The organism is Lelliottia jeotgali (assembly GCF_977070485.1).
This window is the reverse complement of record NZ_CDRVFO010000020.1, coordinates 93,051-104,219: the sequence shown is the minus strand read 5'-3', so window position 1 is coordinate 104,219 and position 11,169 is coordinate 93,051. Positions and strand designations below refer to the sequence as shown.

Here is an 11,169-nt window from a genome sequence, read left to right as displayed (position 1 = left end):
GTGGACGATGGGAATCGAACCCACGACAACCGGAATCACAATCCGGCGCTCTACCAACTGAGCTACGCCCACCATATCGCTTTACTGCCTTACTTGCTTGCCCAAGCTGCCTAATGGCGCACCCGGCAGGACTCGAACCTGCGACCATCCGCTTAGAAGGCGGATGCTCTATCCAGCTGAGCTACGGGCGCATAAGCGTAAAGCCTAACCGAATGAGCAATACAAAAACCACTCATTCTGCCCGACTTCGCCAACCAGTGCTAGGCTGTGCCCGACAAGTGCGGCGAATCTTATAGGCGACCCGTATAAGCGTCAACACCTTTCTATAAAAAATTTAAATTATTTAAGGGGTTAGGGGATTTGCCCGACCACCCGCCTTTGCCCTCGGGCCGTGTCGTGCGAGAATGCGCCCTCTTTATTGTTCCTTTCTCGATGGTTAATCACGCGTCTATGACTGCACACCTAATCGATGGCAAGGCGATCGCCGCCAACCTGCGCAAGCAGATCGCTCAACGTGTCGAGGAGCGTCGCCAGCAAGGCCTGCGCACGCCGGGCCTGGCGGTGATCCTGGTCGGCACCGACCCCGCCTCCCAAGTCTATGTCTCGCACAAGCGCAAGGACTGCGAAGAGGTCGGCTTCATTTCGCAGGCCTTCGATCTGCCCAGCGAAACCACGCAGCAAGCCCTGACCGAGCTGATCGACCGCCTCAACGACGACCCGGCAGTGGACGGCATCCTGCTGCAACTGCCGCTGCCGGCGCACCTGGATGCATCGCTGCTGCTTGAGCGCATCCGCCCGGACAAGGACGTCGATGGCTTCCACCCTTACAACATCGGCCGCCTGGCCCAGCGTATTCCGCTGCTGCGCCCGTGCACCCCTAAAGGCATCATGACCCTGCTCGAAAGCACCGGTCAGGACCTGTACGGCATGAACGCCGTAATCGTCGGCGCTTCCAATATCGTTGGCCGCCCGATGGCCATGGAGTTGCTGCTGGCCGGCTGCACCGTGACCGTCTGCCACCGCTTCACCAAGGACCTGGCCGGCCATGTCGGCCGTGCCGACCTGGTGGTAGTGGCTGCCGGCAAGCCGGGGCTGGTCAAGGGTGAGTGGGTCAAGGAAGGCGCCATCGTCATCGACGTGGGCATCAACCGCCAGGAAGACGGCAAGCTGGTCGGTGACGTGGTCTACGAGACCGCCCTGCCCCGCGCGGGCTGGATCACACCGGTACCGGGCGGCGTCGGGCCGATGACCCGGGCCTGCCTACTGGAAAACACGCTGTATGCGGCAGAAGAGCTGCATAAGTAAGTTGGCGTGATATGAAAACGGCACCTCTTGCAGGTGCCGTTTTTTTTGCCTTGAATTCATCAGCTTGCCGACGATGTACCCACTTGGGGCTCTAGCCGATCACTTGCGCGCCGCCTCCCACGATTTCAGCAGCTCGTCATAGCTGACCGTTTCGCCCTTGGGCTTTTCGTTGGCCAGTTTCGGCTTTGGCGCCCCCGGCTGATCGAACCAGTACTGTGCGTCTTTTTCAGGGTTCAGCTTAGGCGCGCAGGTAGCCTGGGCATTGGACCGCTGCAGCCGCTCCATCATACGGTCCTGATCCCGGGCCAGGCCATCCAGCGCCTCTTGCGGCGTTTTCTCGCCACTGGCCACTTCGGCGATATGGCTCCACCACAGCTGTGCCAGCCGAGGATAGTCCGGCACGTTGGTACCGGTCGGGGTCCATTGCACTCGTGCCGGGCTGCGATAGAACTCCACCAGCCCGCCAAGCTTGGGCGCAAGGTCGGTCATGGCCTGGGAGTTGATGTCCGATTCGCGGATCGGCGTCAGGCCAACGATGGTCTTTTTCAGAGACACGGTCTTGGAGGTGACGAACTGGGCGTACAGCCAAGCGGCCAGGCGCTGCTTCTCGGGGGTGGATTTGAAGAAGGTCCAGGACCCTGTGTCCTGATAGCCCAGCTTCATTCCCTCCTCCCAGTATGGCCCCTTGGGCGAGGGCGCCATGCGCCACTTCGGCGTGCCGTCGGCATTGACCACCGGCAGCCCCGGCTTGGTCATGTCGGCGGTAAACGCGGTGTACCAGAAGATCTGCTGAGCGATGTTGCCTTGCGCCGGCACCGGGCCGGCCTCGGAGAAGGTCATGCCTTGCGCTTCCTTGGGCGCATAGGCGCGCATCCAGTCGACGTACTTCTGCGTGGCATAGACAGCCGCCGGCCCATTGGTGTCGCCGCCGCGGGTCACGCTGGACCCTACCGGGTGGCAATCCTCCACGCGGATGCCCCACTCGTCCACCGGCAAGCCATTGGGCAGGCCTTTGTCGCCGCCGCCGGCCATGGAGAACCAGGCATCTGTGAAACGCCACCCCAATGAAGGATCCTTCTTGCCGTAGTCCATGTGGCCATAGACACGCTTGCCGTCGATCTCCTTGACGTCCTCGGTAAAAAACTTGGCGATGTCCTCATAGGCCGACCAGTTCACCGGCACGCCCAACTCGTAACCGTACTTTTCCTTGAACCTGGCCTTGAGCTCGGGTCTCTCGAACCAGTCGGCGCGGAACCAGTACAGGTTGGCGAACTGCTGGTCGGGCAACTGATAAACCTTGCCATCCGGCGCGGTGGTGAACGAAATGCCAATGAAGTCCTTCAGGTCCAGGGTCGGCGAGGTGTAATCCTTGCCTTCGTTGGCCATCAGATCAGTGATCGACTCCACCTTGCCGTAGCGAAAATGCGTACCGATCAGGTCGGAGTCGTTGACCCAGCCGTCGTAGATGTTCTTGTCCGACTGCATCTGCGTCTGCAGCTTCTCTACCACGTCGCCTTCCTGCAGCAGGTCGTGGGTCAGCTGGATACCGGTGATCTCGCTGAAGGCCTTGGCCAGCACCTTGGACTCGTACTCATGGGTTGTGATGGTTTCCGACACCACATTGATCTTCATCCCGCGAAACGGCTCTGCGGCCTTGATGAACCACTTGAGCTCGGCCAACTGCTGCTCCGGCGTGAGGGTCGAAGGTTTGAACTCGCTGCCGATCCATTTCGATGCCGCATCCTCGTACTGATCGGCCCACGCCGCACCGTGCACGCCGGCCAGTACCAGCATCGCGGCCAGGGTCAAATGTCGCCGGTTGTGTTTGTTATGGAACATTGTGATCTCCCGATTGAGTTATTCCCCGGAGCCGTCGCTCAGCCCCAGCGCAGCACCACCACGAGCCAGCCCAGCGACAGCAGCGAGGCCACCCACAAAGGCCAGGCGCTGACCCCGACTACCAGCAAGTGCAGGTAGGCGCTGACCAACAGGCCGATGAACAACCGGTCGCCACGGCTGGTGACGATCGGCAGAAAGCCGCGCCGCTCCACACAGGGGCAGCGCAGTTCGAACAGGGTCATGCACAGCAGCAGTACGCCGACTGCGCCGAAGAACAGCGCCGTGGGCAAGGTCCAGGCCATCCATTCCATACGTTGCCCTCCTCACACCCGGCCCAGGGCAAAGCCCTTGGCCACATGGTTGCGAACGAACCAGATCACCAGCATGCCCGGCAGGATAGTCAGCACCCCCGCCGCCGCCAGTACGCCCCAGTCGATGCCCGAAGCAGACACCGTGCGGGTCATCACGGCGGCAATCGGCTTGGCATTCACCGAGGTCAGGGTGCGCGCCAGCAACAGCTCGACCCAGGAAAACATGAAGCAGAAAAACGCCGTCACGCCGATGCCGGAGCCGATCAACGGGATAAAGATCTTCACGAAGAAACGCGGGAAGCTGTAACCATCGATGTAGGCGGTTTCATCGATTTCCTTCGGCACGCCCGACATGAACCCTTCGAGAATCCACACTGCCAGCGGCACGTTGAACAGGCAGTGGGCCAGGGCAACGGCAATGTGGGTATCGAACAGACCGATGGACGAATAGAGCTGAAAGAACGGCAGCAGAAACACCGCAGGTGGCGCCATGCGGTTGGTCAGTAACCAGAAGAACAGGTGGCGGTCACCGAGGAAGCGGTAGCGCGAGAAGGCGTAGGCCGCCGGCAACGCCACCAGCAGTGAAATCAGTGTGTTGAGGCACACGTAGTACAGCGAGTTGATGTAGCCGCTGTACCAACTGGCATCAGTGAAGATAACCCGGTAGTTGTCTAAGGTGAACGCCTGCGGCCAAAGGGTGAGGCCACCGAGAATCTCGGTGTTGCTCTTGAACGACATGTTCAGCAGCCAGTAGATCGGCACCAGCAGGAAGAAGAAGTAAAGCAGCAGGGCCAGCGTCTTGCGTATGCTCATGGCCTAGTCCTTGTCGGCGTGGGTCATGGCGGTATAGAACAGCCACGACACCAGCAGAATGATCAGGAAATACACCAGCGAAAACGCCGCCGCCGGGCCCAGGTCGAACTGCCCGACCGCCATGCGTGTCAGGGTCTGACTTAGGAAGGTAGTGGCGTTACCTGGCCCGCCTCCGGTCAGCACGAACGGCTCGGTGTAGATCATGAAGCTGTCCATGAAGCGCAGCATCACCGCGATCAGCAGCACGTTCTTGAGCTTGGGCAACTGAATATGCCGGAACACCGCCCAGCCCGAGGCCCGATCGATACGCGCAGCCTGGTAGTACACGTCAGGGATGGCCCGCAGGCCCGAGTAGCACAGCAGTGCCACCAGTGATGTCCAGTGCCATACATCCATCACCAGCACGGTCAGCCAGGCGTCGAACGGGTCGCCGGCATAGTTGTAGCTGACGCCAAGCTTGGCCAGCGTTGCACCGAGCAGACCGATATCGGCGCGGCCAAAGATCTGCCAGATGGTACCGACCACATTCCACGGGATCAGCAGCGGGATGGCCATGACGATCAGGCATATCGACGCCAGGCGCCCCTTGGTCGGCATGGTCAGGGCAATGCCGATGCCCAGCGGAATTTCGATCAGCAGCACGCAGGCGGAATAGATGAACTGGCGCAGCAAGGCATCGTGCAATGCCGGGTCACGCAACACCTGGCGGTACCAGTCGGCGCCGACGAAGTAGCGGCTGGACTGGTCGAAAATGTCCTGCACCGAATAGTTGACCACCGTCATCATCGGCATCACGGCACTGAACGCCACCAGCAGGAACACCGGCAGCACCAGCCACCAGGCCTTGTTGTTCGGCACCTTGTTCATGGCACGGCCTCCAGCAGCACATCGTCGACGTACAGCAGCAGCCACTGCGTCGGCAGGCTGACCCAGGCATGTGCCACCGGCACCGGGCGATCTTCTGCCAGGCGCGCCTTGAGCGACACGCCGCCAAGCAGCAGGGTGACGATGCGGTAGGTACCCAGGTCCTCAACGTCCAGCACTTGCGCAGCCAAGGCGCCCTCGAACGGGCTGTCCCACAGCTGCACGAACTCCGGGCGAATGCCCACTTGCAGGCGCCCGCCGCTCGTCGCCGCCAGGCGTTCGTGCAGGCCTTCGGGAAGTGCCAGGTGCACATCGCCGAACACTACCCCCGCCACGTCGGCGCGCACGTCGATCAGGTTCATCCCCGGGCTGCCGATGAAGTAGCCGACAAAGGTATGCCGTGGCCGCTCGAACAGCTCACGCGGGGTGCCGAACTGGACGATGCGCCCGCCATGCATCACCGCGATCTTGTCGGCGAAGGTCGAAGCCTCCAGTTGATCGTGGGTCACGTAGATCATGGTGATGTTGAACTGCTCATGGATCTGCTTGAGCTTGCGCCGCAACTTCCATTTCAGGTGCGGGTCGATCACCGTCAACGGCTCGTCGAAAAGAATGGCCGAGACGTCATCGCGCACCAGGCCACGGCCCATGGACACCTTCTGCTTTTCGTCAGCGCTGAGGTTGCGCGCCTTTTTCTTCAGCACTGCGCCCAGGTCGAGCACTTCGGCGATTTCCTCGACCCGCGTGCGCACCCTGCCTTCGTCCAGGCCCTGGTTGCGTAAAGGGAACGCCAGGTTGTCGAACACCGTCATGGTGTCGTACACCACCGGGAACTGAAACACCTGGGCAATGTTGCGCTGCTGCGGCGAAAGGTCATTGACCGGCTTGCCGTCGAACAGCACCTGGCCATGGGACGGCGTGAGCAGCCCAGAGATGATGTTCAGCAAGGTCGACTTGCCACACCCGGAAGGCCCGAGCAAAGCATAGGCACCGCCCTGCTCCCACACGTGCTCCAGTTGATGCAGTGCGTAGTCGCCCTCGGTGGCGGGTTGTCGGCTATAGCTGTGCGCCAGTTGGCGCAGGCGGATTTCGGCCATCAGGCGCTCCTTGCCTGGCGCAGGCCCGGTGCCTGTACCAGTGCCCCGGCGCTGTCGAAGACGAACAGCTTGTGGGTGGGTATGAAGACGCGGATAGGCGTATCCACCTGATACTCGTGCACCCCCGGCAGGTGCAGGACCATCCGCCAGTGCTCGTTACGCACGTGCAGGAATGTCTCGGAACCGCTGATCTCGGCCAGTTCCACCCGCACCGTCAGCTCCAGGTCGTCATCGTGCGCCGGCACCAGGGTGAGGTGACTGGGGCGTACACCAAAGCGGTAATCGCCATCCACCAGCCGTTGCAGGTCGACATTGCGGGCGAAGTGCACGGCCTGGGCCAGGCTCACCTCATTGCCACTGATACGCCCCGGGATCAGGTTGATCGGCGGCTCGCTGAACAGCTCGGCGGCCAGCACGCTGCCGGGCCGCTGGTAGACCTCTGCTGTAGGCCCGCTCTGGACGATTCGCCCCTCGTGCACCAGGGTGGTGGTACCACCCAGCGCCAGCGCTTCGTTGGGCTCGGTGGTGGCATACACGGCAATGCATTTGCGCGCGGCGAACAGCTCGCGCAGCTCCTGGCGCAGCCCTTCGCGCAGCTTGTAGTCGAGGTTGACCAGCGGCTCATCGAACAGAATCAACCCGGCATCCTTGACCAGCGCCCTGGCCATCGCCGTGCGCTGCTGCTGGCCGCCAGACAGCTCCAGCGGCAAGCGTTGCAGGTAGGGCTCTATGCGCAGCATCTCGGCAGTTTCCTGCACGCGTCGACGGATTTGGGGCTCGGGCATGCGCGCCTGGCGCAGGGGTGAAGCGATGTTCTCGTAAACGCTCAGGGTCGGGTAGTTGATGAACTGCTGATACACCATCGACACATTGCGCCGACGCACCGGCACGCCAGTGACATCTTCACCCGCCATCAGCACGCGGCCACGGTCGGGGCGATCGAGCCCGGCCATCAGGCGCATGAGGCTGGTCTTGCCGGCCAGGGTTCGGCCAAGCAGCACGTTGAACGAGCCCGGCTCGAACTGCAGGGACGCGTCGATGATCCAGGGCTGGTTATCGACGCTGCGGCTGACCTGTTCCAGCACCAGAGACATGGCAGGACCTTGTTATTGTGGTTGTCCGGCACAGACAGCCAGTTCCGTGCCAGTTCCACTCTGCCCCTCTGGCCTGCGGCATTGACGGTGCCGGCAGGCCAGCAGCGATTCACAACTGAACACTTTCGCTGAACATCTGAACAGCGGCGGGTTTGACAATGAACAACGGTGGACGACACTCAACAGCGGTCGGCTGATAACAACAATCACACAGGACAGGCCCATGGCCACCGCCACTTCGACCCATGCCCAATTGATCCAGGCCTCCTGGGCGCGCTGCCGCGATCACGGCCTGCAGCCACAAAGCGCCCCCGACTTCGATTGCCTGACCAGGGCCGAACTCAGCGCCCTGCTGGAGCGGCGCCAGGCACTGTTGCAACACACCCGCGATGCCGTGCTGCCGCAGTACGCGCACCTGCTGGGCAATGCCAGCTACCTGGTGATGCTCGCCGACGCCAGCGGCTGCCTGCTCGAGACCTGGGGATCGCGACGCTTCGTCTGCCCCCAGCACCAGCACGGTTTCAGTGCCGGCGCCCACTGGCACGAACGGGGCGTGGGCACCAATGCGCTGGGCACCGCGCTGGTCTGCGCCGAGCCCGTCCATGTTGGCCAGGACGAACACTTCCTGCGCCAGAACCGCTACATGGCCAGCGCCGCCGCCCCGCTGTACGATGCCCAGCGGCAACTGGTCGGCGTGCTCGACGTGGCCAGCGACGGCTACCTGCCAGCCACCCAGACCCTCGGCCTGGTGCGCATGATGGGCCAGAGCCTGGAGAATCGCCTGATCCTTGCGCAGCATGCCGAGCAGCACGCGCAGTTGCTGTTCAACAGCGCTTGCGACAACCTCGACAGCCCTTGGGCCGGGCTGCTGGTATTCGATGAGCGTGGCCAGGTACTCGCCGCCAATCATCGAGCCGACAGCCTGCTGGGCGGCAACCCGCTGCAGCAGAACGTCGAACAACTGTTCCAGATCCCCCTCTACCAGTTGCTGGCCCACCCCCAGCAGCAACCATTCGCCTTGCAGGCGGCCGGGCGCAACCGCTTCCACTGCCAGTGGCAAGCCCCCTGGCAAAGCACCCCGCGCTCAATGCTTCACAGTGGCGATCCACGCATGGAAAAGGCCTTGGCCCAGGCCAGCTTGATGCTGGAAAAAGACATCCCGCTGCTGGTCCAGGGTGAAACCGGCGTCGGCAAGGAAGTCTTCGTTCAGACCCTGCACCGCGCCAGCAGCCGTGCCCGCCAGCCGTTGATCGCGGTCAACTGTGCGGCGATTCCTGCAGAACTGGTGGAATCGGAGTTGTTCGGTTATGACAAAGGCGCCTTCACCGGTGCTCATCACAAGGGCAACCCCGGGCTGATCCGCAAGGCCGACAAGGGCGTCCTGTTCCTCGACGAAATCGGCGACATGCCGCTGCCGACCCAGGCCCGCCTGCTGCGCGTGCTGCAATCGCGCAGCATTCAGCCACTGGGCAGCGGCGAACCGGTAGCGGTGAATATCCGCGTAGTCTCGGCAAGCAATCGGGACCTGGCCGAAGAGGTACGTGCGGGGCGCTTTCGCCAGGACCTCTACTACCGCATCGCCGCAATGGCGGTCGTGTTGCCGGCGCTGCGCGAGCGCACTGACCGGCGAGAATTGATCGAGCACATCCACGCACGTTATCGCGACCCTTACCAACCCCAGCGCTTGGGGCAGCCTATCCTTGAGCTGCTTGATCGCCACCCCTGGCCGGGCAATCTGCGCGAGCTGGTGAGTGTGATGCAGGTGGCGCTGGCGTTGGCAGGCGATGGACCGGTCGGCGTCGAACATCTGCCCGCCGGCTTTCTGGCCGAAGCACAAGGATGCGCGGTGGTGAGCGACTGCAGTGACGATGAGGCGGACCTGCAAAGCCTGCTGAAACGGGCCAATGGCAACCTCTCGGCCGTGGCGCGGAGCCTGGGGATCAGCCGAACGACACTGTATAAACGCCTTCGCGAGCAATGACCGGGGGCCGACAGCCGACTCGGCTGCCCTGGCCCTTAAGTCAGCCGGACCCGCTGCCCGCACCGCCTTTTTCAGCCGGCATTCCCGCCCTGATCGCCCGACAATATCCCTACAGCCCAACCCGCAAGTTGCAGGGAGATGCCATGACCCGCTTCATCGATGTGCAAGACCTCGCCCGCCTGGTCAACCGCAAAGGCTTGGCCAGCTGCCTGGTGGAGATGGCCGAGTACATTCGTCAGGACTACCTGCGCTGGCACGATTTCGAGAAGTGCCCGCGCCTGGCCAATCATTCGGCGGACGGCGTGATCGAACTGATGCCGGTTTCCGACTCCAGCCGGTATGCCTTCAAGTATGTCAACGGCCACCCGAAGAACACCCGCCTCGGCCTGCCCACGGTGATGGCCTTCGGCGCCTTGAGCGACGTCGGCTCCGGCGCGCCGCTGTTGCTCAGCGAGATGACCCTGACCACAGCGATGCGTACCGCCGCCACCTCGGCCCTCGCCGCCCGCTACCTGGCGCGTGAAGACAGCCGCAGCATGGCGCTGATCGGCAACGGTTCGCAAAGCGAATTCCAGGCCATCGCCTTCAAGACCTTGCTGGGCATCGACGAGATCCGCCTGTTCGACATCGACCCTGCAGCCACGGCGAAGCTGGTGGCCAACCTGGCGGGCCGCCCAGGGCTCAAGGTGATCGTCGCCCACAGCGTCGCCGAAGCCGTGCGCGGTGCCGATATCGTCACCACGGTCACGGCGGACAAGACGTACGCGACCATCCTCACGCCGGACATGATCGAACCGGGCGTGCACCTGAACGCCGTGGGCGGCGACTGCCCGGGCAAGACCGAGCTGCACCGCGACATCGTCGAGCGGGCCCGGGTGATCGTTGAGTACGAGCCGCAAAGCCGGGTCGAAGGCGAAATCCAGCAAATGCCCGCCGATTCGCCGGTCTTCGCTTTCTGGCAGGTGGTCGCAGGCCTTGTTCAAGGCCGTGAAAATGCCGATCAGGTGACCCTGTTCGATTCGGTAGGTTTTGCGTTGGAAGATTATTCGGCGCTGCGCTATGTGCTCGATACAGCGCTCACGTTAGGGATCGGCCAGGATATCGGGCTGGTGCCGGCTCTGGAAAACCCCAAGGACTTGTATGCACTGCTGCAACCTCGGGTGGTGGCGGTTCGTTCAGTGCACCGGGCCGGCAGCGCCTGCGCCTGACGGACCTTGGGCTGCTGCGCAGCCCAATCGCCCGCGCGTGACGACGATCACCCGATAAACGCCTAACCTGTCCATGCCCCGCCTTCAAAAAAGAAGCACCGCGCATGGACACCAAGGACGCCACCTCTCCCCCGCTGGACCGCATCGACCAAGCCATCATCGACATACTGCGCGTCGATGGCCGCATCACCTTCGAAAAGCTCTCGACCCTGGTCCATCTGACTCCACGCCCCTGCCTGGAACGGGTACGCAAGCTGGAACGGCGCGGCGTGATCCGCGGTTATGGCGCAATCATCGACCCGCAGAAGGTCGCACCAGGGCTGTCACTGCTGGTACTCGTAGCCCTGTCCAACCTGAGCGGGCGGTCCGCACAAAAGGCGTTCGAGGCAACCATGCTGGCCTGCCCTGACGTTCATGAATGCCAACTGATCAGCGGCCACTTCGATTACAGCTTGCGCGTGCGCTGTCGCGACATGGAGCACTATCGGGTGCTGAGCGAAAGCTGGATGAACGACGGCGCCCTGCACATCGACAAGCTGGTGGCCCACCCTGAACTGGCTTCGGTCAAAAGCATCGCCCCGCAGCCCTGATCGGGTAGAAGTTGGCAGGCAGATTGCTAACACCCTGCAGGTATTGGCAAATACCGGCCAACGGCGC

Annotated in this window: 10 protein-coding genes and 1 tRNA gene; 4 read left to right on the top strand and 7 right to left on the bottom strand. The window is 62.6% G+C overall.

Annotated features, from left to right (window positions below):
* Positions 1–114 precede the first annotated feature (114 nt).
* Positions 115–191: transfer RNA gene (locus ACW4TB_RS23710), tRNA-Arg, on the bottom strand.
* A 259-nt stretch (positions 192–450) separates the two neighbouring features.
* On the opposite strand from ACW4TB_RS23710, the gene folD reads away from it, so the two are divergent.
* Positions 451–1,305, top strand: a complete 855-nt coding sequence (folD, locus tag ACW4TB_RS23705; RefSeq protein WP_012313642.1) for a bifunctional methylenetetrahydrofolate dehydrogenase/methenyltetrahydrofolate cyclohydrolase FolD — start codon at positions 451–453, stop codon at positions 1,303–1,305.
* 99 nt (positions 1,306–1,404) lie between these two features.
* Here the strand turns inward: folD and ACW4TB_RS23700 are convergent, their stop codons facing one another.
* From ACW4TB_RS23700 to ACW4TB_RS23675, 6 genes are read right to left on the bottom strand one after another with little or no spacing between them, the layout of a single operon-like run.
* On the bottom strand, positions 1,405–3,144 hold the full coding sequence (locus ACW4TB_RS23700) for an ABC transporter substrate-binding protein (protein ID WP_012313641.1): 1,740 nt from the start codon (positions 3,142–3,144) through the stop codon (positions 1,405–1,407).
* A 38-nt stretch (positions 3,145–3,182) separates the two neighbouring features.
* A complete protein-coding gene (locus ACW4TB_RS23695) occupies positions 3,183–3,455 on the bottom strand; it encodes a DUF2160 domain-containing protein (protein WP_279933611.1) in 273 nt (90 codons plus the stop codon).
* A gap of 12 nt (positions 3,456–3,467) precedes the next feature.
* Positions 3,468–4,268 carry a carbohydrate ABC transporter permease gene (locus ACW4TB_RS23690; RefSeq protein WP_012313639.1) on the bottom strand — a complete coding sequence of 267 codons (801 nt, stop codon included), beginning with the start codon at positions 4,266–4,268 and terminating at the stop codon, positions 3,468–3,470.
* Positions 4,269–4,271: 3 nt separating this feature from the next.
* Complete coding sequence (locus tag ACW4TB_RS23685) at positions 4,272–5,135, bottom strand: carbohydrate ABC transporter permease (RefSeq protein WP_012313638.1); 864 nt, start codon at positions 5,133–5,135, stop codon at positions 4,272–4,274.
* On the bottom strand, positions 5,132–6,229 hold the full coding sequence (locus ACW4TB_RS23680) for an ABC transporter ATP-binding protein (RefSeq protein WP_012313637.1): 1,098 nt from the start codon (positions 6,227–6,229) through the stop codon (positions 5,132–5,134). Before ACW4TB_RS23680 ends, ACW4TB_RS23685 begins: the two co-directional genes overlap by 4 nt.
* Entirely contained in the window at positions 6,229–7,323 is a 1,095-nt protein-coding gene (locus tag ACW4TB_RS23675) for an ABC transporter ATP-binding protein (protein WP_279933612.1), read from the bottom strand. The genes ACW4TB_RS23680 and ACW4TB_RS23675 overlap by 1 nt, the downstream gene beginning before the upstream one ends.
* 223 nt (positions 7,324–7,546) lie before the next feature.
* Between ACW4TB_RS23675 and ACW4TB_RS23670 the strand changes: the two genes are divergently transcribed.
* The 3 genes from ACW4TB_RS23670 (at position 7,547) to ACW4TB_RS23660 (ending at position 11,102) form a co-directional block, all read left to right on the top strand.
* On the top strand, positions 7,547–9,304 hold the full coding sequence (locus ACW4TB_RS23670; protein ID WP_279933613.1) for a sigma-54-dependent Fis family transcriptional regulator: 1,758 nt from the start codon (positions 7,547–7,549) through the stop codon (positions 9,302–9,304).
* A 143-nt stretch (positions 9,305–9,447) separates the two neighbouring features.
* A complete protein-coding gene (locus ACW4TB_RS23665) occupies positions 9,448–10,512 on the top strand; it encodes an ornithine cyclodeaminase (RefSeq protein WP_279933614.1) in 1,065 nt (354 codons plus the stop codon).
* Between the two features lie 104 nt (positions 10,513–10,616).
* Complete coding sequence (locus ACW4TB_RS23660) at positions 10,617–11,102, top strand: Lrp/AsnC family transcriptional regulator (protein ID WP_012313633.1); 486 nt, start codon at positions 10,617–10,619, stop codon at positions 11,100–11,102.
* The last annotated feature ends 67 nt before the right edge of the window (positions 11,103–11,169 follow it).